This is a genomic window from Parundibacterium terreum, assembly GCF_014636315.1.
GTDB lineage: Bacteria > Pseudomonadota > Gammaproteobacteria > Burkholderiales > Burkholderiaceae_D > Undibacterium > Undibacterium terreum.
In genome coordinates, this window is sequence record NZ_BMED01000003.1 from 676,022 (window position 1) to 698,290 (window position 22,269).

Sequence of the window (22,269 nt, forward strand, 5' to 3'; positions counted from 1 at the left end):
ATGCAAAAGAAAAAGGGGCCGCAGTGCGGCCCCTTTTTCTTTATCGATGTCTTGTTAATGCCATCAGTGACGCTATGCTGCTTCCTGTGTTGCGTTTGCCTGGGCTGCTGCCTTGGCTTTAGCTTCTGCAGAGGCGCATGCCGGGCAGGAAACGCCGGGAATATACAGTGGCGATAATTGCTCGCGTGGCGTGACGATGCCGCGGCAGGCAAAGCATTGCTCTGTATCGGTGGCTTCCAGTTGTGGATTCAGCGCGGTGCGATAGTCGAAGACGAAACAGTCGCCGTGATAGTGAGCGCCGCCGACTTCCTCGAAATACTTCAGGATGCCGCCTTCCAACTGGTACACGCTGTCAAAGCCGACATTCTGCATATGGATGGCTGCTTTTTCACAACGTATGCCGCCGGTGCAAAAGGTGACGACTGTCTTGTCGTTCAGCTTGTCGCGATTGGCTTCGATCACGGCAGGGAATTCGGTGAACTTGGCGATGCGGTAGTCGATGGTATTGTCAAAACTGCCAACGTCAACCTCAAAATCATTACGGGTATCCACCATGACCACAGTCTTGCCGTTGTCATCATGGCCCTGGTCCAGCCAGCGCTTCAAGGTTTGCGCATCGACCGCAGGTGCGCGGCCATCTTCCGGCTTGATCAGCGGCATGCGCATCGTGATGATTTCTGGCTTCAGCTTGACCAGCAATTTGGTGAAGGGTTGCTTGTCCGACAGGCTTTCCTTGGCGACCACGTCGGCAAAGCGCTCGTCCTGATGCAGCCAGTTCATGTAGGCGTCGATTTCTTCGCGGAGGCCGGCCAGGAACATGTTGATGCCTTCCGGGCTCAGGATGACCGTGCCCTTCAGGTTCAATTCCTGGCATTTGGCCAGAAATTCCGGACGTTTTTCAGCGGTATCGTTGAAAGTGATGAACTTGTAGGCGGAAATATTAACGTAGGGCGTTGCTGCTGACGTTGTGGCGGTTGTTGCGGTGGATGGCATGGCAAATAATTCAGTAAGTCATTGATTTATCAGTATTATAAACTTTTGCGAGCTACTTTTTAAAGTTTGACCTGCAAAAAACTTGATCTAGCGCAGGTAAACCGCAATTTACTCTGCTTATTGTTCTTTTACACGCTCTTACATTTTCGTTTTTGCAAGGGCTTTTTCCCTTCGTTTAATACCCGCTGGCACTGTAAAATAGCGGGATGACTACAGAATTAATACTTGCTAATGATGCAATGGCTGCAGGGGCAGCCCCGGCAGCGGCCCAGCCAGTCGGCCCCCAGTTCGTGCACCTGCGCCTGCACTCCGAATATTCCATCGTGGATGGCCTGGTACGCATTGATGATGCGATCAAATCCGCAGAAAAAGACAAACAGCCGGCGATGGCGATTACCGACCTGGCCAATCTGTTTGCCATGGTCAAATTCTATAAAAGCGCACGTGGCAAAGGTATCAAACCTATCGCCGGCTGCGATGTATGGATCACCAATGACGCCGACCGGGAAAAGCCTTCACGCCTGCTATTGCTGGTCAAGAATCGCAAGGGCTACTTGCAATTATGTGAATTACTGGCCCAGGCATGGCTGACCAATCAATACAAAGGCAAGGCTGAGCTTAAATTTGAATGGCTGCAGGAATTGCACCAGCAGGGCGGCGAGCCAGGCCTGATCGCTCTTTCCGGGGCCCATTTTGGTGATGTAGGGATAGCGATCGACAATGGCAATACTGAGCTGGCCGAACGTAATGCGGAACGTTGGGCGAGTATTTTCCCCGGCCATTTCTATATCGAGATCCAGCGCGCCAATCAGCCGAATATGGAAAACCAGGTGCGCCAGGCTGTCAGGCTGGCGCAGAAACTGGCATTGCCGGTCGTGGCTACCCATCCCATCCAGTTCATCAGCAAGGATGATTACATTGCGCATGAAGCGCGCACCTGTATCGCCGAAGGCGAGATGCTGGCCAATGCGCGACGCGTCAAGCGCTTCAATGATCAGCAGTGCTTCAAGACCCAAGCCGAGATGGCAGCGTTGTTTGCCGATTTGCCGGGCGCGCTGCAAAACGCGGTAGAGATTGCCAAGCGCTGCAACCTGACACTGGAACTGGGCAAGCCGAAATTGCCGGACTTCCCTACGCCGGATGGCATGTCTATTGGCGACTACCTGGTGCATGAATCCAAGCTGGGCCTGGAAAAACGCCTGGTTCACCTGTACCCGAACGAGGAAAAACGGCAGCAGAATCGCGAGCGCTATGAGGCGCGGCTGAAGTTTGAAACCGATACCATTATCAAGATGGGTTTCCCCGGCTACTTCCTGATCGTGGCAGATTTTATCCAATGGGCCAAGAACAACGGCGTGCCGGTAGGACCAGGGCGGGGCTCAGGTGCGGGTTCGCTGGTCGCTTATTCTCTCAGCATTACCGATCTGGACCCGCTGGCTTACAACCTGCTGTTTGAACGTTTCCTGAACCCGGAACGGGTATCTATGCCCGATTTCGATATCGACTTTTGCCAGGAAGGCCGCGACAAGGTCATCCAGTATGTGAAGGATCGCTACGGCAAGGAGGCGGTGTCGCAGATTGCCACCTTCGGTACCATGGCGGCCAAGGGCGCGATCCGCGACGTGGGCCGGGTGATGGACTTCGGCTACAACTTTTGCGACGGCGTGTCCAAGTTGATTCCGTTCAAGCCGGGCAAGCCGGTGACGATCGCCGAGGCGATCATTGAAGAACCTTTGCTGGCAGAGCGGCAAGAGAATGAGGAAGAGGTCAAGCAATTGCTGGACCTTGCGCAGCAGGTTGAAGGCATTACACGTAATATCGGCATGCACGCCGGTGGCGTATTGATTGCACCGGGCAAGCTGACCGACTTCTGCCCCTTGTACACGCAGGGCGGCGATTCCGGCGTGGTGTCGCAGTACGATAAGGATGACGTGGAGGCGGTCGGCCTGGTCAAGTTCGACTTTTTGGGTCTGACCACGCTGACCATCCTGGACCGCGCGGTGAACTATATCAAGCGGCTGGATCCGTCCATGTCCGACTTCAACCTGGAAAGCCTGCCGCTGAATGACCGGCCTTCGTATGAGCTGCTGACCAAGGCCAAAACGGTTGCGGTATTCCAGCTGGAAAGCCGCGGCATGCAGGGCATGCTGAAAGACGCACGCCCCGATCGTTTTGAGGACATTATCGCGCTGGTGGCGCTGTACCGTCCGGGTCCTATGGATCTGATCCCGGATTTCTGCAAACGTAAGCACGGCGAGAAATTCGATTATCCCGATCCGCGTACAGAAGGCATTCTGTCTGAAACCTACGGCATCATGGTGTATCAGGAACAGGTTATGCAGATGGCGCAGGTCGTCGGCGGCTATTCATTGGGCGGCGCGGATTTGCTGCGCCGGGCGATGGGTAAGAAAAAAGCCGAAGAGATGGCGGAGCATCGCCAGATTTTCCGCGACGGTGCCGCCAAGGATGGTCTGAGCCAGGAAAAGGCCGACGAGATTTTCGATTTGATGGAAAAGTTCGCGGGCTATGGTTTTAATAAATCCCATGCTGCCGCTTACGCGCTGCTGTCGTATCACACCGCCTATCTGAAGGCGCATCATCCTGCTGCGTTCATGGCAGCCAACTTGTCGCTGGCAATGGACGATACCGACAAGATCAAGATCCTGGTCGAAGACTCCATCGATATCTGCAAGCTGACCTTGCTGCCGCCGGATATCAACCAGTCCGAATACCGTTTCATTCCTGTCGGCGAGCCGGGCAAGAAAGCCACCCAGATTCGTTACGGCCTGGGCGCGGTCAAGGGCTCGGGACAAAATGCGATAGAAAGCATCGTCGCTGCGCGTGAAGCGGATGGACCTTTTGTCAGCCTGTTCGACTTTGCCAAGCGCATCGACAAGCGCCAGGTGAATCGCCGCACGATAGAATCGCTGATACGCTCAGGCGCCTTTGACGGCTTTGGCGAGGACCGCGCGGTATTGCTGGCAACCGTGGGCCTGGCAATGGATGCTGCGGAGCAGGCCGACAAGGCGGCAAATCAGGTCAGTCTTTTTGGCGATGATGAAGACCTGATTCCGCCACCGGAATACATCAAGACCACACCGTGGACTGACAAGAAGCGCCTGACTGAAGAAAAGCTGGCGCTGGGCTTTTACTTGTCCGGCCATCTGTTTGATTCTTACGCCCCCGAGGTGCGGCAGTTTATAAAGACCACGCTGGCCAAGCTGGAACCTTCACGCGATTTGCGCCTGATTGCCGGCATCATCTCGGGCATACGCACGCAGATGACGCAGCGCGGCAAGATACTGATCGTGACGCTGGACGATGGCACAGCAGTGGTCGATGTTACTGTGTACAGCGAACTGCTGGACCAGTACAAAAACCTGTTCAAGGAAGATGAATTCCTGGCAGTGCTGGGCAAGGTGTCGGAAGACCGCTTCTCCGGCGGCTTGCGCATCTCGGCGGAAAAGGTGATGGATATAGGCCGCGCCAGGGTGCAGTTCTCGCAGGGCTTGCGGATCACCCTGACCGCCGAGGCTGACGTAAAGACGCTGCAGGAAACCCTGAAACCCTATCTGGACCAGGAAGGATGTCCGGTAGTGGTGCGTTACCAGAACAGCATGGCTGCGGCCGAGCTGTATTTTGCCGATAGCTGGCGGGTCAATCCCGATGACGGTTTGCGGCAAACGCTGTCAGACTGGCTATCTCCTAAAAACGTGCAGATAGAATACTCCTGAGGCCTATGAGCTTACGCATTCAAGATGCAGGCGGCGCAAGCGCCGGCAGCAGTGATGGGCATGTAACGGTGAAACCTGCGCAGACCCTGCGCGCAGAGCTGCCGCAGCATGTATTGTCGGTATTGCCGCTGAGCTTGTTTTTTCCGCTGGGATGGATGTATGCAGGGGTGTTGCTGTTCTTGATCAGCCTGGCCTTTTCCGGCGGCTACAGGGAAAAAGGACTGGCGATACGCAATAGCCCGATGCTGAAGCCTGTCCTGTTGCTCAGCCTGGTATCTTGCCTGGTCGCTATCCTTCTGCCCCGGCCTGCCGGAGAATTCTGGTCCGCGTTTGGACACTATCAGACATATTTGTTCCTGCTATTGTTCCTGTGCGTGGGGGCGGGGGACTGGCAGCGTAGGGCAGTGCAATTTTTTCTGAGCGGCGCCTTGATTGCGGCGAGCCTGTTTTACCTTAACTTCCTGCAACTGCTTCCGCTGACGACGATGACGCACAGCTATGTGGTGTACCAGGGGAATAAATCCATCCTGCTGGGCATTCTGCTGGCGGTAGCATCGGGGTGGACACTGAACCGGCTGGTGATCATCAAGGAAGGGCGCTGGCTGCGTTTGCTGGTACTGGCCTATATTGTGGTGGCGCTGATGCTGCTGACTAAAAGCCGCACGGCCAGCCTGATCATGTTGTTCCTGTGCGCAATGATACCGCTCAGCCGGCTGAGCTTCTCGTGGCGCAGCGTGGGTATCCTGGGATTTTTTGCCTTACTGCTGTGGAGCGGCTTGCAGTATGCGTTCAGCCTGCCCGCGCCGGAAAAGTGCATAGTCAGGGACATGCAGGACAGCTCGCCGGCGCAGGTCATGGTAAACCGGGGCCTGTGCACGCTGCATCAGGCCAGGGCTTTTGTCCGTGGTGAAAATGCTGGTGAAGATGGCATGCGCGCAGAGATCTATCATCTGACCGCGCAGATCGCATCTGAAAAACCCTGGACGGGGCACGGCATAGGCAGCTGGCTGAGCGAATACCAGGAGCGCGCTCGTGGCTTGTCCAGCGGCACGATGACGACACCGCATAATGATTACCTGCTGTACGCGACGGAAGTTGGGGTTTTTGGCGTGGCTGCCTTGCTGTGGATATGGCTGAGCCAGTTGCTGATCGCGAAAAGAATGGGCGGCGAACGCGGCATGATGCTGGCCATGCTGGGCGTGACGATGCTGATAGGCGGCATGTTCAATGCGATCTTGCGCGACGGGGTGTTTGGCATGGCCTTCATGATCTTGCTGGCCATTCCATTGGCGGGTGCGCGCAGCGGCGAGCAGAAAAATAATATCTGAAGCTGCTTTTAATAATGAAAAGATTGAAAATCCGAATCAATGAATAATGCAACAATCCTGGTCTTCAAGCGCCTGTGGCTAAGCATCAGGCAATATCGCAAGCACTTGCTGGTCACTTTGCTGACCATGCTGGGCACGGCGCTGACCGAAATCATGCTGCCCAATGTATTCGGCTACCTGCTGGATCATGGCTTTAAAAAAGGCGAGCATCTCGCGCTGTGGAAGATACCTGTTGCCGTGATCGGCATTTTTGTATTGCGCGGCGTCTGCACTTTCATCACCAGTTATCTGATGTCCTGGGTAGCTACCCGAATGCTGAATAATATGCGGGCCAGCGTATTTGCGAAGATACTCAGTGTGCCCATCCGCTTCTACCAGGCAGAATCCAGCGGCCGCGTGATCAATACCATCATGTTTGAAGCGCAACTGATCGTCGAGATGTTCAAGGTATCGATGACGACGTTGATTCGTGATTCGCTAACGGTAGCTGCTTTGCTGGGCTACTTGTTCTGGGTCAACTGGCAATTGACATTGGTAACCCTGGTATTGATACCCGTGCTGGCGTTCCTGGTGCGCAATGTCAGCAAGCGCCTGCGCAAGCTGAACCAGAGTCAGCTGGAAGTCAATAATGAACTGACGCAGGTGATTGAAGAGACCACCCGCGCGCACCAGGTAATACGTGTGTTCGGCGGGCAGCAATATGAGCAGAAGCGTTTCGACGGCAAAAATGAAAAATTGCGCGGCTATTCGATGCGCACCACGGTTGCGGTTGCAACGACCACGCCGCTGACTCAGATCCTGGCGGCCTGCGCCGTGTCCGTGGTCATCGTGCTGGCGGTCATGCAGGCGATGGACAATCAAACGACGGCGGGTGATTTTGTCAAATTCATCCTGGCGATGCTGATGATATTGACGCCGCTGAAGCACCTGGCCGACCTGAATGGCCCCATGCAGCGTGGCATGGCGGCAGCGGAATCGGTATTTGCGATGATGGATACAGAAGCGGAAGTAGACAGTGGTAAGGATATGCCGGCCAGGGCGCGCGGCCAGCTTGAATTTCGGCACACCGGGTTTACCTATCCGGGCCAGGAGAGCTCGGCGCTGCGTGACATCAACCTCAGCATACAGCCTGGTGAGACGATTGCGCTGGTCGGCATGTCCGGCGGCGGCAAGACCTCGCTGGTGAACCTGGTGCCGCGTTTTTATGCTCCCGACCAAGGCGACATCTTGCTGGATGGCGTTTCTTTGCAAGACATATCCTTACGCAGTCTGCGTGAACAGATAGCAATGGTCAGTCAGAACGTGATTTTGTTTGATGATACGGTTGAAGCCAATATCGCTTATGGAGATCCTGAACCGGACCCGGCTCGGGTTGCTGCTGCGGTGCAGGCGGCGCATCTGGGCGAAGTGGTCAGGGATTTGCCGAACGGCCTGCAGACGATGATAGGCGACAACGGCATGCGCCTGTCGGGCGGACAGCGCCAGCGCATGGCTATTGCACGTGCTATCTATAAGGACGCGCCGATACTGATACTGGACGAGGCTACTTCTGCACTGGATTCCGAATCAGAACGTGCAGTACAGCAAGCATTGGATGAATTGATGCAGGGCCGTACCACGCTGGTGATTGCGCATCGCTTGTCCACTATAGAAAGAGCCAGCAGGATTGCCGTGCTGGTGGATGGCCAGATAGTGGAAATTGGCTCGCATGCGGAATTGCTGGATGCCGAAGGCGTCTATGCCAACTTGTATCGCCTTCAGTTTGCAGCGTAGGTCCGGTTTTTGGGACTGAAATAAGGAATAACAGGAGACATCCAATGACAACAGCAATTTCCCGCTTCCCCGTGCCTGAACTGGCGCAACTGCCGGACGATATCCGCGAAAAAATTCTTGCCGTGCAGGAAAAAGCGGGCTTCGTGCCCAACGTATTCCTGACGCTGGCGCACAGGCCGGATGAATTCCGTGCTTTCTTTGCCTATCATGATGCATTGATGCTGAAGCAGACCGGGAATCTCAGCAAGGCTGACCGCGAAATGATCGTCACTGCCACCAGTGCCAAAAATAACTGTCTTTACTGCGTGGTTGCGCATGGCGCCATCCTGCGCATTTACTCCAAGAACCCATTGGTGGCTGATCAGGTTGCCGTCAATCATCTGAAGGCCGACATCACGCTGCGTGAATCGGCGATGCTGGATTTCGCGATCAAGGTCTGCCTGGATTCCCAGAGTGTCAATGACGGCGACTATGCAGAGTTGCGCAAGCATGGCTTCGATGACGAGGATATCTGGGATATTGCTGCGATCACTGCATTCTTCGGTTTGTCCAATCGCATGGCGAACGTGATTTCCATGCGGCCGAATGATGAGTTTTTCCTGATGGGGCGGGTTCCTCGCGCATGACAGGTTTGAGCACTCCCCGTACGCTGGTCATTGCGCCTAACTGGATAGGAGACGCCGTCATGGCGCAGCCTCTATTGAGGCTATTGAAGCAGCAGCATCCGGAAAGGCCGATAGACGTGCTGGCGCCGGCCTGGGTGGCGCCTGTACTACGTGTCATGCAGGAAGTGGATACGGTACTCAGCACGCCATTCAAGCATGGTGCCTTGCAATTGCGAGAACGCTGGCGCTTTGCCCGTGAGCTGAAAAAGCGCGGCTATGCAGACGCTTATGTGCTGCCGAATACGCTGAAGTTTGCGTTGATCCCCTGGCTTGCCGGAATATCCAAAAGGGTCGGTTACAAGGGCGAAAGCCGGTACGGATTGATCAATGTGATGCATCACGATGATCCCGTGCATCCGCGGGCCATGGTTCCTTTCTATGCGGCACTGGCGCGTGATCCCTCTACTGTTACGCCTGGTCAATTGCCGCGTCCGACGCTGGCCGTGGCTACAGAACAGATCACCGGAGTACTGGACAAGCTTGGTTTGCAGCAAGATCGTCCGCTGCTGGCATTTGCTCCCGGTGCGGAGTTTGGTAATGCCAAACGCTGGCCCACTTCTCATTTTGCTGCACTTGCAAAAACAGTGCTTGCTGACAAGCCAATGGCCCAGATTGTTCTGTTGGGATCCGGCAAGGATCAGGCGGTGTGCGAAGAAATTGTCACACTGTGTCCGGCTGTCCGCAACCTGGCTGGGAAAACCTCGCTGGACGAGGCAGTGGCCCTGATTGCCAGAGCCGATGCCATGGTCAGCAATGATTCCGGCCTGCTGCATATTGCCTCTGCGCTGAACCGCCCCGTGATCGCCATCTATGGCCCTACCGATCCTGACCACGCGCCTCCTTTTTCCGATATCGCACGTTCGCTGTCCCTTCGTCTTGCTTGCGCCCCTTGCAAGCAGCGGGAGTGCCCGCTGGGCCATCATGATTGCATGCAGAAACTAGACAGTGTTGTTGTATGGAAAGAGTTGCAGCCTATGCTGGACGTTTCCACAGCTTGATTCAGAGTAGCTACACGGTTTTGTCGGAATTTTTTGCAGATTTTTTTAACTCGGAAAATGCCGGAATTGCTGTGCAGATTTTATTTCCCTCCGGCGCAAACGCTATTTATCCCATTTCCCCTCTGTAGCTGCTGTTTGGTCCTTCTTTTCTGGGTAGCTATTTCTTTAGTCCCAACAATTCAATTTCCTTGCGTTATTTTAGTTTTTCATAGCAACGTCGACAGATTTTACAGTCATCTAAAGTTATCTCGCCGTTAAGGACATCTGCCCCAGTAGGACACCTCATATGTGCGATCAGGTACGGTATTTGCTGATGATAGTTTGTCCAGTTGCTTGATGGCGGTGAAGTAAGTGGGCATTCGGGTAATTCGGCTCAGCGTTAGTCCTGCTGGTGAAGGTAAGGTTGAAGTAGCCATAGGCCCATCTTGATCCGCTAACTTTATTCAGGAGAATGAAATGAAAAAAATTCTAAGTATGTTGGGAGCCGTAGCAGGTTTGCTGATTGCAACAACAGCGGCCGCGGGCCCATTGGTCACCCAATGGTCTTTCAGTGAAAAATTGGCATGGACCGCAGCTACTTTCTCTAGCGGTACAGGCACCACTTCACAATCTGCTACAACCCTGAGCTGGGGGCAAACCGGCGGCAGCTTTGGTGCAGGAAACCGTAGCGGCCTGGATATTACCAATGACACTGTGAACAGCACGATTAATACGAATGGCGCTCCAGCAGTTACCAATACCATCACTCACTACAACAATCCTATTGACGCCAGCTTCAGTACTTTGCTGTCTGCTAATTTGCTCAACCAATTGACCTTGACACCGAATCTGCCAAGCGTCGGCCCTTCGCTGCCTACCCAGTCAATCAATTTCAATATCAGCTTCAAGGAAACACCTAACACCGCACCTTGCGGCTTCCCAAGCACCAGTGTTTGCGATGATATCTTTGTGATTGACCTGGGCGCGCTGAATAACTCGTTCATGTATGACGGCAATACTTACTTCGTCAGCATTTTCTCTACTACAAACAATCTGATTCCTCTGGATCCTCTGACTTGCGCCGCTGCGGGTGCTGCTACAGGATGCCTGGGCTTCCAGACTTTGGAAGGACAAAATACACCAGCGACGTTTGCATTCGTCATTACTTCGGATGTCGTAACGATTCCAGAACCTAGCGAACTGGCATTGTTGGCGATAGGCTTGCTGGGTCTATATTTCATCCGCGGCAGGAAATCGCAAAAAATGTAAATTGCAGTTTTACACCATGCCCCTGATAAAAATAGAAAAGATAGAGAAGATCAATAAATAAGAAGAGGGCAGAAACACAAAGGCACACCATCATTTCGATGTTGTGCCTTTGTCTTTTTAAGGGTCATCTAAGTATCAGTGATACTTCGCTTAAAGATTATTTCCACAAGGAAAATAGCTGAACGTCCCTTGGCCACTAGCGGTTCGTGGGCGGTAACGACATCATGCTCGCTGATGAATGCTGCAGCTTACGGAAGGGGAGGAGAAGCGCTTGCTGCGCTTCAGGGAGCGGCGTTTACTGGATGCTGTATCCACTGCGAGATCGCATCGACCGCCTGCTGCTCTATGCCTATAAAGCCGTGGTAGTGCAGTGCTTCGCATACGTCGCCGCTGGCACCCGAGCCGCCGTCCAGCATCAGCAATTTTCTGGCGGGTGCATTTTTTAATGCATTGACGATATAGCTTGCCTGATATGGCTGGCAGATGGGGCAGGCATCTTTTTGGTTATGCACTACCAGCACCGGAACCGAGATTTTGCTCAATGATTGCGTTGGCAACGCCCCTGGTTTTTTGTCGGTGATACTGGATGTCAGTACGATGCCTGCAAGTGCGCCATTAGCGTTGGTATTACTTTCACTGATTGCCAGCGCTGTGGCGGAGATGGTACCCCGGCTGGTGCCTACCACCCAGACCGGAGCATCCGACAAATTATGCACATAATCCAGCACCTTGTGCAGGTCCAGGATATGCCTGTCACTGGTTCGTACCGAAAAATCCAGATCCTGGATATCGGAAGGGCGTGACACCATCGCGATATTGAAACCATAGGCTGCGAACATCCGGCCGCTGCGTATCAGGAAGTTGGCGCTACCCGGCCAGCCAGCGTCATCAAGCTTGCCTATGCCGCCGGCACCGCCGGGCAGCAAAATGAGCGTAGCGGACGCGTGTTCCTGTTTCACCCAGAATACCGGAACAGTGACGCCATCCCGGGTTTGCACTTGCAGCATCTGTCCATCTTCTGCAGCAGCCATGGAGGAATAGAGGAGCGACAGGCCTAGCAGCAGATGTTTTATCATGGCTTGCAGGTAAACTCACATTAGGATGATGTCGTATTGCTCTTGATGGAACACGCTCTCCACTTGCAGCGAGATAGGCTTGCCGATGAAGTCGCCTAGCATGGCAAGGTGCTGCGATTCTTCTTCCAGGAACATATCGACGACGACCTGCGATGCCATGATGCGGAATTCGCGCGGGTTGAACTGTTTTGCTTCGCGCAGCAGTTCACGCAGGATTTCATAGCAGATCGTACGCGCGGTCTTGACCTGGCCTTTGCCGCTGCAGGCGGGGCAGGGTTCGCACAGTATATGAGCCAGGGATTCCCGCGTGCGCTTGCGGGTAACCTCCACCAGCCCCAGCGCAGAAAAACCGGAGATGGATAATTTGGTGCGGTCGCGTGACAGGGCCTTGTTCAGTTCTGCCAGCACTGCCGCCTGATGTTCGGCATTCTCCATATCGATGATATCGAGAATGATAATGCCGCCCAGATTACGCAGCCTCAACTGGCGCGCTATCGCATGTGCGGCTTCCAGATTTGTCTTGAATATGGTGTCGTCAAAATTGCGGCCGGCGACAAAACTGCCGGTATTGACGTCTATCGTTGTCATCGCTTCAGTTTGCTCAACGATCAGGTAGCCGCCGGACTTCAGGTCCACCCGCCGCCCCAGTGCCCGCTCGATTTCCTCTTCCACGCCATACAGGTCAAACAGCGGGCGCTCCCCGGTGTAATGCTGCAGCTTGGGTAGTACGGACGGCGTGTAGGTGCCGGCAAAGTCATGCAGCATCAGGAAATTTTCACGCGAATCAACTTGTATGCTGTCGGTTTCTTCATTGACGAAATCGCGCAATACCCTCTGGGCCAGATTCAGGTCCTGGTACAGCAGGGTGGTAACGGGCTTGGTCTTGGCCAACTGGGTGATGTTGGCCCAGGTTCGGCGCAGGTATTCAACGTCGGTTTTCAAGTCCTCATCGGAGGCATCTTCAGCCATCGTGCGTACGATGAAGCCACCTTTTTCATCCGGCTGCTGCAGGCTTTGCACTTTGGCGCGCAGCGCTTCGCGCTCGGCTTCATTCTCTATGCGCTGTGAAATGCCGATATGCGAATCCTGCGGCAGATACACCAGCATGCGGCCCGCAATGGAAATCTGCGTAGACAGCCTTGCGCCCTTGGTGCCTATCGGATCCTTCACCACTTGCACCGTCACAGCCTGGCCGTCGAACAATAGCTTTTCGATAGGGATAGGCGGCACCGTCGTATTGCCGTCATGTGAACGCGAATCCCAGATATCGGCAACGTGCAGGAAGGCGGCCCGTTCCAATCCAATGTCGATAAAGGCCGATTGCATGCCGGGCAGCACACGCACCACCTTGCCCAGGTAGACATTGCCTACCAGGCCGCGGGACAGGGTTCTTTCTATGTGGAGTTCTTGCACTGCTCCCTGGAAAATCAGGGCGACACGGGTTTCTTGCGGGGTGATATTAATGAGGAGGTTTTCGCTCATGCTTGGGGACGCTAGGATGATTAGGGGATAAAGATGCCAGCCTTTCGTAATAGCTGACTAGTCTCAAATAATGGTAAACCCATAATGCCAGAATAACTACCGCTGATGTGAGAAATAAAACGGGCAGCACTGCCCTGGATTCCATAGCCGCCGGCTTTGTCATACGGTTCGGGCGACATGCAGTAGGCTTGCATCTGCGCGTCGGTCAAGCTGGCGAAGGTCACCTCGGAGCGCTGCGTTGCGTACAGGGTGCCATCCAGATAGTGCACCGCGATGCTGGTCAGAACAGTATGGGTGGCACCGGACAGGCGCTTCAGCATGTCGAGTGCTTCGGCCTGGTCCTGGGGTTTGCCGAGAATCTTATTATCAAGCACGACGGTGGTATCTGCCGCCAGCACGGGACGAAACGGGAGTTTGCGCAGGGTCATGATTTGCCAGGCGACATCGGCTTTTTCACGGGTAACGCGTGCAACGTAGTCGTCGGGCAATTCATCCGGCAATACTGCTTCAGACACATCCTGGCCCCGGTTTGGCGAGTCGCGTAACAGCAGCAGCTCAAACTCGACGCCTACTTGCCGCAGCAACTCCCGGCGGCGCGGGCTTTTGGATGCGAGATAGATCTTATTATCGTTAATAGCCATAGTGGGTTCCCGTTAAGTGCTGACCTAGTGTAGTGCTTAGCAATTCGCTGGGCAATAGGCTGTGACGGAATTTTGCATTTGGCGGAGGTCGCGCCGTGCCGAGGCGAAGCTGGCCCTTGTCTGGCAAGCCGGCTCTGGCGGGGGTAACGCAATAAAAGGGAAGAGGGCCGGAATGCACTTCCGGCTTCGGGTTATACCCTGTGATAAGGGTGATTCTGCGTAATGGACCAGGCGCGGTATAGCTGCTCGGCCAGCAATACCCTGACCATGCCGTGCGGCAGGGTCAGGCTGGAGATGCGTATCAGCATGTCGGCACTGGCTTTGAACTGGGCATCCAGGCCATCCGCACCGCCGATGATGAAGCTGACGTCGCGGCCGTCCTGCTGCCATTGCACCAGATGCTGCGACAGCGCGACCGAGGTCAGGTCCTTGCCGCGCTCGTCCAGCGCGATAATGCGGGAATTTTTAGGAATGGCCGCTTCTATCTTGGTCCGTTCCAAAGCCATGACGGTCTCAGCAGTCTTGCTGCCGGAACGTTCGACGGGTTTGATTTCCTTGAGATGGATGCGGCATTCGGCAGGCATGCGCTTGCTGTATTCGGTGAAGCCGGATTCTATCCATGCAGGCATCTTGTGGCCGACTGCTGCGATGATGAGCTGCATAATGTTCTGAAATCGGGTGGGATACCTTCCCCCGAAACCGGGAGAAGGCGTCGTGGCATATTACTCTGCTGTTTTGCGCTTGGCCGTGGCCGCACGCTTGGTTGCTGCCTGTTTTGCGGATGCAGTAGCGGTCTTGGTTGCTGCAACTTTGACGCGGGCACCAGCTGGTGCTTTGGTCGCAGTTTTCCTTGGCGCGGGCGCGCCTTCTGCTGTAGTGGCAGTTTTCCTGACGGCAGGTTTGCGGGCAGGTTTTGCTACTGCGTCGGCAACCGCTTTAGCAGTTGTTGCACGCGGTTTGCGAGTTTTCTTCGGTTCGTCGTCCAGTGTGGTCTGGGTAGACTGCATGGTGTGCGTCACTTCTACTGGCGCCTTGCTGCCTGCACGAGTTGCGCGTTTTGGCTTCTCTTCCTCTTCCGGCTCTGACGCGGTACGTTTGGACACACGTTTGGCGGCGCCGAATTTGACTTCCTTCTCACCCCAGAGTTCTTCGAGGCGGTAGTAGGCGCGGATTGCCGGTTGCATGATGTGCACAATCATGTCGCCCAGATCGACCAGTACCCATTCGCCGGTCACTTCACCCTCAACGCTGATGATGTTACCGCCGTTTTCCTTGACCTTGTCGCGCACCGATGCGGCCAGAGCCTTGGTCTGGCGATTCGAGGTACCGGATGCAATCGCAATGCGGTCGAACAGGCTGGTCAGGTGGGTAGTGTCGTAGACCTTGATTTCTTGTGCTTTGACGTCTTCCAGAGCGTCAACCACCAGGGTTTGCAGTTTTTTGATATCCATTTAGTTTGTATATATATGTTGTTGTTGAATGTAGTCTAGCACCTTGGCAGGTACTAGCAATGTGGTTGGACCACCTTGTTTTAGTTCTGCACGGATTTGTGTGGCGGAAATGTCCACATCCAGATCGGATGCCAGGCAAGTCAGGCCGTACGCAGTCGTGCGGATTTGCTCAGGTGTTCCAGCCCGGCGGACAAATTCTTGTGCGACGGTGTGCGGTAGTTGTGTCGTATCCAGCCTGAACCCCGGACGGGACGCCGCGCATATATGGGCAAGTTCAAATAATTGTTGCCATTGGTGCCACGTATGCAAATTCTGCAATTGATCGGCACCGATTAAAAAAACGATGGAAGCCTGCTCACCGAGCTCGGCACGCAATGCGCGCAAGGTTTCTATCGTATAGGTAGGTTGTTGCCTGGCCGCGCGTTCTATTTCTTGTTTGTCAATCAGCACGGACAAGCTTACTTCATTTTCCAAATCCTGGAAGGCCAGTTGCAGCATTGCTGTGCGCTGCTCGGCACTGGCGGCCAGCCCGGCTTTTTGCCAGGGATTGCCGGTCGGTATGATGCGCAACTGCTGTGGCCGCAACAGACCAGCGAACATGCTTGCCAAAGCGACATGCCCCTGGTGCACCGGATCAAAACTGCCGCCCAGCACCAGTACGCATTCTTTAGCTGCGGGGCCGGCGGATGGCCTTACACCCATTCCTTATGCACCAGGAAATCGCTGGCCAACCTGGCTTCCGCGCTGCCTGCCTCCGGTTTCCAGTCGTAGCGCCATTTGACGATGGGAGGCATCGACATCAGTATCGATTCTATCCTGCCTCCCGACTGCAGACCGAACAGCGTGCCGCGGTCGAACACCAGATTGAACTCGACATAGCGGCCACGGCGGTAAGCCTGGAAATCGCGCTCGCGTTCACCATAGGACATATCCTTGCGCTTTTCAAGCACAGGCCGATAAGCCGGGATGAAGGCATCGCCCACGCTTTGCATCATTGCAAAGCTGGATGCGAAATCCAGTTCATTGAAATCGTCGAAGAAAATGCCACCGACGCCACGCGCTTCCTTGCGGTGCTTCAGATAGAAATACTCATCACACCATTTCTTGAAACGCGGATGCAAATTGTCGCCAAACGGCGCGAGCACATCCTTGCATGTCTGATGGAAGTGGACCGCGTCTTCTTCAAAGCCATAGTACGGCGTCAGATCCATGCCGCCGCCGAACCACCACACCGGCTCCTGGCCTTCTGCACTGGTCGTAAAAAAACGTACATTCATGTGTACCGTCGGCGCATAGGGGTTACGCGGATGCAGCACCAGCGACACGCCCATCGCTTCCCATTTACGTCCCGCCAGTTCCGGACGGCTTGCCGCAGCCGATGGCGGCAGCTTGTCACCCATTACATGCGAAAAGTTGACGCCGCCACGCTCAAACACATTGCCGTCTTCCAATACCCGCGAGATGCCACCGCCGCCGTCCGGCCTGTCCCAGCTATCGGTAATGAAATGCTTGCCATCGACCTCCTCCAACGCTGCAATAATGCGCGCCTGCAGGCCGATGAGGTAATTTTTGACGCTAACGGAATCTGTCATTCTTTTGCCGTGCTCCAGCGTTTCAGTGTTTCTTGTTCAAGGCGCGCCAGCCTATGTCGCGGCGATACTGCGCACCGTCAAAGTGGATTTTCTCCACAGTGTCATATGCATGCTTCTGCGCTACTTTGACCGTGTCGCCCAGGCCTACCACGCACAGTACGCGTCCGCCGGTCACTTTCAATTGTGCATCTTGCGCGGTGCCGGCATGGAAGGTTACGCAATCGGCAGTTTCAGCCGGTATGCCGGTAATCACATCACCCTTGCGCGGCGCATCCGGATAACCGGCTGCAGCCATGACCACACCCATCGCGGTGCGCCTGTCCCATTCCAGTTCTATGGTATCTAGCGTGCCGTTGACAGCATGTTCCATCACGGTGACCAGATCGGTTTTCAGCCTGGCCATGATGGGTTGCGTTTCCGGATCACCCATGCGGCAGTTGAATTCCAGCGTCTTCGGGTTGCCGTGATCGTCTATCATCAGGCCGGCATACAGGAAGCCGGTAAACACGATACCGTCCTTGGCCATGCCCTGTACGGTAGGATCGATGATCTCGCGCATCACGCGTGCATGCAATTGCGGCGTGACGATAGGGGCTGGGGAATAGGCACCCATGCCGCCGGTATTCGGACCCTGGTCGTTGTCCAGCAAACGCTTGTGATCCTGGCTGGTAGCCAGTGGCAGGATATTCTTGCCGTCCACCATGACGATGAAGCTGGCTTCTTCGCCTGCCAGAAATTCTTCGATGACCACGCGGGCACCTGCATCACCCAGCTTGTTATCAGACAGCATCATGTCGACTGCGGCATGCGCCTCTTCCAGCGACATCGCTACCACGACACCCTTGCCGGCGGCCAGGCCATCGGCCTTGATTACAATAGGTGCACCTTTTTGCGCAATATAGTCATGTGCGGCTGCCACATCTGAAAAAGTCTGGTACTCCGCAGTCGGAATCGCATGGCGCTGCATGAAGGATTTAGCGAAATCCTTGGAGCTTTCCAGTTGTGCTGCTTCCTTGCTAGGGCCAAAAATCTTCAGGCCGTGCTCGCGGAAGATGTTCACGATACCTGCAGCCAGAGGTGTTTCCGGGCCGACCACAGTCAGGCCTATCTGTTCCTGCTTCACGAACTCTGCCAATGCGAGCGGGTCGCTGATATTCACGTTTTTCAGGCGTGTATCTGCCGCCGTGCCGCCATTGCCCGGCGCAACATAGACCATCTGCACACGTTCGGATTGCGCCAATTTCCAGGCCAGGGCATGTTCACGGCCACCAGAGCCGACTACCAGAATTTTCATAAGTATTGAGACTCAGCAGAGTAAATCGTAGGGTTTGCTCGAAGACAGCAGCGCAAGCACTTTGCCATCCTTTTTTGATCCGTTATTCGTTATTCCAGCTCGATAATGGCATTGGTAAACACTTCCTGTACATCGTCCAGGTTTTCCAGCGCATCCAGCAGTTTTTGCATTTTTACTGCGTCGTCACCGGTGAATACCGTTTCGGTCGAAGGCTTCATTGTCACTTCGGCCACTTCCGGCTTGAATCCCGCGGTTTCCAGTGCCTGCTTGATCGCCGACAGATCATGCGGTGGGCACAATACTTCTATGCCGCCTTCTTCGTCGGTGATCACGTCATCGGCGCCGGCTTCCAGCGCCGCTTCCATCAGTGCGTCTTCGTTGGTGCCCGGGGCAAAAAACATCTGGCCGCAATGCTTGAACAAAAAGGCAACGGAACCTTCGGTTCCCATATTGCCGCCAAACTTGGAGAAAGCATGTCGCACTTCGGCGACGGTACGTACGCGGTTATCCGTCATGCAATCAACCACGATGGCTGCACCGCCTATACCGTAACCTTCATAGCGGATTTCTTCGTAATTCGCTCCTTCCAGCGTGCCGCTGCCGCGCTGTATTGCGCGGGTGACGTTATCCTTGGGCATATTCGCATCGGCCGCCTTGTCAACTGCCAGGCGCAAACGCGGATTGGCGTTGACGTCATCGCCACCCATACGGGCCGCCACAGTAATTTCCTTGATCAGCCGGGTCCAGATTTTGCCGCGCTTGGCATCTGTCGCTGCTTTTTTATGCTTGATATTGGCCCATTTACTATGTCCTGCCATGATCGTCTTTCCTTGGAGCGGCGCGGTCAGCCGGGAACGTTTGTCCTGCCTATGCCGAATTCGCCTAGCTTTGAATTTTTAGTGAAGACCGCTATTTTAACATATTGACTTTATCCAAATTCCTTAAAGCCGCTCAGTTTGTCCTTTCTTTGCGCTTTCGGGCAGAAAAATAGCGTTAAATCTGCCAAAACGAGCACAAATGGAAGGACTTGGTTCCGATTCAAGGATTTGGGCCGCCGACGCGAAGTGGCGTAAGCCTTTACAATTCGCAAATGACTTCCTCTCTCAGCTCTGCATTGCACCGTAAAGACTATCTGGTCGGCCTGACTATCGCCATATCCGGCGCTATCTTGTTTTCTACCAAAGCCATTGTCGCAAAATTAATTTATCGCTATCACGTCGATGCGGTAACCCTGATCGCCTTCCGCATGCTGTTTTCGCTACCGATTTTCGCAGCAATTGCATTCTGGCAGGCGCGCCAGGGTTTTCCCCTGTCATGGGCCGACCGCGGGCGCCTGGTGGTGCTGGGGCTGATGGGCTACTACCTGTCCAGCTTCCTGGATTTTCTGGGTTTGCAATATATTACGGCAGGGCTGGAACGACTGATCCTGTTCCTCACGCCATCCTTTGTGCTGCTGATTTCCGCCACCTTCCTGAAACGCAGGATCAGTGGTCTGGAGTGGTCGGCCTTGCTGGTGTCGTACATGGGCATTGTATTGGTGTTTTTGCACGATCTTAAATTCGGCGGCAGCGACGTGATGCTGGGTTCGACGATGGTGCTGGGGGCGGCCATCTCCTACGCGCTGTACCTGCTGCAGTCCGGCCAACTGGTGACACGGCTGGGCTCCATGCGCCTGGTGTCATACGCCATGTGCGTATCCAGCGCCGCCTGCATAGGGCAGTTCTTTGTATTGCGTCCGACTTCGATGCTGATACAGCCGGGTGCGGTATATTGGCTGTCGCTGGTCAATGCCATATTGTGTACAGTATTGCCGGTATTTATGACGATGATAGCGGTGCAGCGCATAGGCGCTGCGACGGCTTCCCAGGCGGGTATGATAGGCCCGGTTTCCACGCTGTTTCTGGGGGCGATATTCCTGGGCGAGCCTATCACGGGCTGGCAACTGGCAGGGACGGTGCTGGTGGTCGGCGGCATGTATTTGCTGTCGATGAAGAAAAATACGTGACATTCTGCCTGAACGCGCTAAGTACAAACTACAAACGTACACGCGCGGCAGGCGCTTAAACCATGTTCAGGAGAGTATATGGATCTGGGAATCAAGGGCAAGACAGCACTTGTTTGCGGCGCCAGCAAAGGGCTGGGGCGTGGATGCGCCGAAGCCCTGGCTGCCGAAGGCGTCAATGTAGTGATCGTGGCGCGCAATGCCGGCTTGCTGGAGCAGACTGCGGCCGAGCTGCGGCAACGCTACCCCGTCCAGGTCATCGCTGTGGCGGCCGACATTACCACGGAAGAGGGGCGAGCCAGTGCGCTGCAAGCCTGTCCGTCGCCGGACATCCTGATCAATAATGCTGGCGGCCCGCCTCCCGGGGATTTTCGCAACTGGGAGCGTGACGACTGGATCAAGGCTCTGGACGCCAATATGCTGACCCCGATCGCGCTGATCCGTTCCACCGTGGATGGCATGATGGCGCGTGGATTTGGCCGCATCGTCAATATCACTTCCAGCGCGGTCAAGTCTCCGATCGACATCCTGGGTTTATCCAACGGTGCGCGTTCCGGCCTGACAGGCTTTGTCGCCGGCCTGGCGCGCAAGACCGTGGCACACAATGTCACGATCAATAATTTATTGCCTGGCCCATTTGATACCGACCGCCTGAATGCAACCCTGCAAGCCGGTGCAAGCGCCAGCGGCAAGGCGCTGGCGCAAGTCAGGTCCGAGCGCATGGCCCAGAATCCGGCAGGCCGCTTTGGCACGGCGGAAGAATTCGGTGCGACGTGCGCTTTCCTGTGCAGCCGCCACGCCGCTTTCATGACGGGCCAGAATGTACTGCTCGATGGCGGAGCCTATCCTGGCACTTTTTAAGTGACGGCAAGATCAGAAAGACCTAGCTACCCAACTTTGTACCCCCCTTTTGCTAAAGCGAGACCATGATGACTAAAGTAATCAGAATGAAGGAAGCCGGCGGCCCTGAAGTAATGGAGTATGTGGATGTCGATCTGGGGCAGCCCGGCGCGGGCGAAGCGCTGGTGCGGCATGCCGCCTGCGGCCTGAACTACATCGATGTTTACTTCCGCTCGGGGCTGTATCAGCAAGCCCTTCCGGCCGGATTGGGCATGGAGGGCGCGGGTGTCGTGGAGGCGGTCGGCCCTGACGTGACCCATGTGAAACCTGGCGATCGCGTGGCTTACGCTGGCAGGCCCAACGGCGCCTATGCTGAAGCCCGCATCCTGCCGGCCAAGATACTGGTGCGCCTGCCTGATGCGATAGCGTTTGAAACCGCAGCAGCGATGATGTTGCAGGGCCTGACGGTGGAATACCTGTTCAACCGCACTTTCCATCTGAGGGGCGGCGAGACCATCCTGTTTCATGCTGCCGCAGGTGGGGTTGGCCTGATTGCCAGCCAGTGGGCACGCGCGATAGGCGTGACGATGATAGGCACGGTAGGCTCGGATGAAAAGGGTGAGTTGGCAAAAGCACATGGCTGTACCCATGTGATCAACTACAACAAGGAAAATTTTGTTGAGCGGGTGCGCGAAATTACCGCAGGAAAAGGGGTGCCGGTTGTGTATGATTCCATCGGCAAGGATACCTTCACCGGTTCGCTGGATTGCTTGGCGCCATTGGGGATGATGGTCAGTTTCGGGAGCGCTTCGGGCCCGGTTCCGCCATTCGGCATGGGAGAGCTGGCGTCGCGCGGTTCTCTGTTCCTTACCCGGCCCTCGCTGATGGACTACACTGCAAAGAGGGAAGATCTGGAGACCATGGCGGCGCATCTGTTCAGCATGGTGGAAAGCGGCAAGGTCAAAATCGATATTCGCCAGCGCTATGCGCTGAAGGACGTGGTGCAGGCCCATCGCGAACTTGAAGCCAGAAAAACAACAGGCTCAAGTATTTTGATTCCTTAAATCAACTGTTTTGCTTAATAATGAATAATCCTATGCAACATCCTGAAGAGCAGGCTCCAACGGGAGACGGAAGCCCCAAGTTTGGCCG

At 55.1% G+C, this 22,269-nt stretch carries 19 protein-coding genes; 9 read left to right on the forward strand and 10 right to left on the reverse strand.

Features of this window, described 5'->3' with window-relative positions; genetic code table 11:
* Positions 1 to 72: 72 nt before the first annotated feature.
* On the reverse strand, positions 73 to 993 hold the full coding sequence (locus tag IEW12_RS17745; RefSeq protein ID WP_188567395.1) for a sulfurtransferase: 921 nt from the start codon (positions 991 to 993) through the stop codon (positions 73 to 75).
* Positions 994 to 1,232: 239 nt separating this feature from the next.
* Here IEW12_RS17745 and dnaE point away from each other — a divergent pair, with 239 nt between their 5' ends.
* The 6 genes from dnaE to IEW12_RS17775 all read left to right on the forward strand — a co-directional run bounded on the left by dnaE (position 1,233) and on the right by IEW12_RS17775 (position 10,739).
* Complete coding sequence (dnaE, locus tag IEW12_RS17750; RefSeq protein ID WP_188567573.1) at positions 1,233 to 4,727, forward strand: DNA polymerase III subunit alpha; 3,495 nt, start codon at positions 1,233 to 1,235, stop codon at positions 4,725 to 4,727.
* Positions 4,728 to 4,732: 5 nt separating this feature from the next.
* Positions 4,733 to 6,055, forward strand: coding sequence for an O-antigen ligase family protein (locus IEW12_RS17755; RefSeq protein ID WP_188567396.1), 1,323 nt, complete (start codon positions 4,733 to 4,735; stop codon positions 6,053 to 6,055).
* A 39-nt stretch (positions 6,056 to 6,094) separates the two neighbouring features.
* The gene (gene msbA, locus IEW12_RS17760) at positions 6,095 to 7,828 is read left to right on the forward strand and encodes a lipid A export permease/ATP-binding protein MsbA (RefSeq protein WP_188567397.1); all 1,734 of its coding nucleotides are present in this window, start codon (positions 6,095 to 6,097) and stop codon (positions 7,826 to 7,828) included.
* A 44-nt stretch (positions 7,829 to 7,872) separates the two neighbouring features.
* On the forward strand, positions 7,873 to 8,454 hold the full coding sequence (locus tag IEW12_RS17765; RefSeq protein WP_188567398.1) for a peroxidase-related enzyme: 582 nt from the start codon (positions 7,873 to 7,875) through the stop codon (positions 8,452 to 8,454).
* Entirely contained in the window at positions 8,451 to 9,491 is a 1,041-nt protein-coding gene (gene waaF, locus IEW12_RS17770; protein ID WP_188567399.1) for a lipopolysaccharide heptosyltransferase II, read from the forward strand. Before IEW12_RS17765 ends, waaF begins: the two co-directional genes overlap by 4 nt.
* 456 nt (positions 9,492 to 9,947) lie before the next feature.
* The gene (locus tag IEW12_RS17775; RefSeq protein WP_188567400.1) at positions 9,948 to 10,739 is read left to right on the forward strand and encodes a THxN family PEP-CTERM protein; all 792 of its coding nucleotides are present in this window, start codon (positions 9,948 to 9,950) and stop codon (positions 10,737 to 10,739) included.
* A gap of 281 nt (positions 10,740 to 11,020) precedes the next feature.
* Here the strand turns inward: IEW12_RS17775 and IEW12_RS17780 are convergent, their stop codons facing one another.
* The 9 genes from IEW12_RS17780 to IEW12_RS17820 form a co-directional block, all read right to left on the reverse strand.
* The gene (locus tag IEW12_RS17780; protein WP_188567401.1) at positions 11,021 to 11,815 is read right to left on the reverse strand and encodes an alpha/beta hydrolase; all 795 of its coding nucleotides are present in this window, start codon (positions 11,813 to 11,815) and stop codon (positions 11,021 to 11,023) included.
* 15 nt (positions 11,816 to 11,830) lie between these two features.
* Positions 11,831 to 13,297 (reverse strand): ribonuclease G, encoded by a 1,467-nt coding sequence (gene rng, locus IEW12_RS17785; RefSeq protein WP_188567402.1) that lies wholly within the window; start codon positions 13,295 to 13,297, stop codon positions 11,831 to 11,833.
* Positions 13,298 to 13,317: 20 nt separating this feature from the next.
* Positions 13,318 to 13,938: a Maf family protein gene (locus IEW12_RS17790; protein WP_188567403.1), complete on the reverse strand. Its 621-nt coding sequence runs from the start codon at positions 13,936 to 13,938 to the stop codon at positions 13,318 to 13,320.
* 191 nt (positions 13,939 to 14,129) lie between these two features.
* On the reverse strand, positions 14,130 to 14,600 hold the full coding sequence (gene rlmH / locus IEW12_RS17795) for a 23S rRNA (pseudouridine(1915)-N(3))-methyltransferase RlmH (protein WP_188567404.1): 471 nt from the start codon (positions 14,598 to 14,600) through the stop codon (positions 14,130 to 14,132).
* Between the two features lie 60 nt (positions 14,601 to 14,660).
* A complete protein-coding gene (gene rsfS, locus IEW12_RS17800) occupies positions 14,661 to 15,389 on the reverse strand; it encodes a ribosome silencing factor (RefSeq protein ID WP_188567405.1) in 729 nt (242 codons plus the stop codon).
* Positions 15,390 to 16,091, reverse strand: coding sequence for a nicotinate (nicotinamide) nucleotide adenylyltransferase (gene nadD, locus IEW12_RS17805; RefSeq protein WP_188567406.1), 702 nt, complete (start codon positions 16,089 to 16,091; stop codon positions 15,390 to 15,392). It lies immediately after the preceding gene.
* A complete protein-coding gene (gene hemF, locus IEW12_RS17810; protein WP_188567407.1) occupies positions 16,082 to 16,981 on the reverse strand; it encodes an oxygen-dependent coproporphyrinogen oxidase in 900 nt (299 codons plus the stop codon). The genes nadD and hemF overlap by 10 nt, the downstream gene beginning before the upstream one ends.
* 22 nt (positions 16,982 to 17,003) lie before the next feature.
* Positions 17,004 to 18,275, reverse strand: a complete 1,272-nt coding sequence (purD, locus tag IEW12_RS17815) for a phosphoribosylamine--glycine ligase (RefSeq protein WP_188567408.1) — start codon at positions 18,273 to 18,275, stop codon at positions 17,004 to 17,006.
* An 89-nt stretch (positions 18,276 to 18,364) separates the two neighbouring features.
* A complete protein-coding gene (locus IEW12_RS17820; protein WP_188567409.1) occupies positions 18,365 to 19,093 on the reverse strand; it encodes a YebC/PmpR family DNA-binding transcriptional regulator in 729 nt (242 codons plus the stop codon).
* 272 nt (positions 19,094 to 19,365) lie between these two features.
* Between IEW12_RS17820 and IEW12_RS17825 the strand changes: the two genes are divergently transcribed.
* The 3 genes from IEW12_RS17825 (at position 19,366) to IEW12_RS17835 (ending at position 22,181) form a co-directional block, all read left to right on the forward strand.
* The gene (locus IEW12_RS17825; protein ID WP_188567410.1) at positions 19,366 to 20,280 is read left to right on the forward strand and encodes a DMT family transporter; all 915 of its coding nucleotides are present in this window, start codon (positions 19,366 to 19,368) and stop codon (positions 20,278 to 20,280) included.
* Positions 20,281 to 20,358: 78 nt separating this feature from the next.
* A complete protein-coding gene (locus IEW12_RS17830) occupies positions 20,359 to 21,138 on the forward strand; it encodes an SDR family oxidoreductase (RefSeq protein WP_188567411.1) in 780 nt (259 codons plus the stop codon).
* Between the two features lie 68 nt (positions 21,139 to 21,206).
* Complete coding sequence (locus IEW12_RS17835) at positions 21,207 to 22,181, forward strand: quinone oxidoreductase family protein (RefSeq protein ID WP_188567574.1); 975 nt, start codon at positions 21,207 to 21,209, stop codon at positions 22,179 to 22,181.
* Positions 22,182 to 22,269 lie beyond the last annotated feature (88 nt).

Coding starts and splice junctions, on each gene's coding strand:
- dnaE (WP_188567573.1), top strand. CDS start 1,233: ATGGCTGCAGGGGCAGCCCCGGCAGCGGCCCAGCCAGTCGGCCCCCAG.
- waaF (WP_188567399.1), top strand. CDS start 8,451: ATGACAGGTTTGAGCACTCCCCGTACGCTGGTCATTGCGCCTAACTGG.
- rsfS (WP_188567405.1), bottom strand. CDS start 15,389: ATGGATATCAAAAAACTGCAAACCCTGGTGGTTGACGCTCTGGAAGAC.
- IEW12_RS17780 (WP_188567401.1), bottom strand. CDS start 11,815: ATGATAAAACATCTGCTGCTAGGCCTGTCGCTCCTCTATTCCTCCATG.
- IEW12_RS17790 (WP_188567403.1), bottom strand. CDS start 13,938: ATGGCTATTAACGATAATAAGATCTATCTCGCATCCAAAAGCCCGCGC.
- IEW12_RS17820 (WP_188567409.1), bottom strand. CDS start 19,093: ATGGCAGGACATAGTAAATGGGCCAATATCAAGCATAAAAAAGCAGCG.
- hemF (WP_188567407.1), bottom strand. CDS start 16,981: ATGACAGATTCCGTTAGCGTCAAAAATTACCTCATCGGCCTGCAGGCG.
- IEW12_RS17755 (WP_188567396.1), top strand. CDS start 4,733: ATGAGCTTACGCATTCAAGATGCAGGCGGCGCAAGCGCCGGCAGCAGT.
- IEW12_RS17775 (WP_188567400.1), top strand. CDS start 9,948: ATGAAAAAAATTCTAAGTATGTTGGGAGCCGTAGCAGGTTTGCTGATT.
- IEW12_RS17825 (WP_188567410.1), top strand. CDS start 19,366: ATGACTTCCTCTCTCAGCTCTGCATTGCACCGTAAAGACTATCTGGTC.
- msbA (WP_188567397.1), top strand. CDS start 6,095: ATGAATAATGCAACAATCCTGGTCTTCAAGCGCCTGTGGCTAAGCATC.
- IEW12_RS17830 (WP_188567411.1), top strand. CDS start 20,359: ATGGATCTGGGAATCAAGGGCAAGACAGCACTTGTTTGCGGCGCCAGC.
- rlmH (WP_188567404.1), bottom strand. CDS start 14,600: ATGCAGCTCATCATCGCAGCAGTCGGCCACAAGATGCCTGCATGGATA.
- purD (WP_188567408.1), bottom strand. CDS start 18,275: ATGAAAATTCTGGTAGTCGGCTCTGGTGGCCGTGAACATGCCCTGGCC.
- nadD (WP_188567406.1), bottom strand. CDS start 16,091: ATGGGTGTAAGGCCATCCGCCGGCCCCGCAGCTAAAGAATGCGTACTG.
- IEW12_RS17835 (WP_188567574.1), top strand. CDS start 21,207: ATGACTAAAGTAATCAGAATGAAGGAAGCCGGCGGCCCTGAAGTAATG.
- IEW12_RS17765 (WP_188567398.1), top strand. CDS start 7,873: ATGACAACAGCAATTTCCCGCTTCCCCGTGCCTGAACTGGCGCAACTG.
- IEW12_RS17745 (WP_188567395.1), bottom strand. CDS start 993: ATGCCATCCACCGCAACAACCGCCACAACGTCAGCAGCAACGCCCTAC.
- rng (WP_188567402.1), bottom strand. CDS start 13,297: ATGAGCGAAAACCTCCTCATTAATATCACCCCGCAAGAAACCCGTGTC.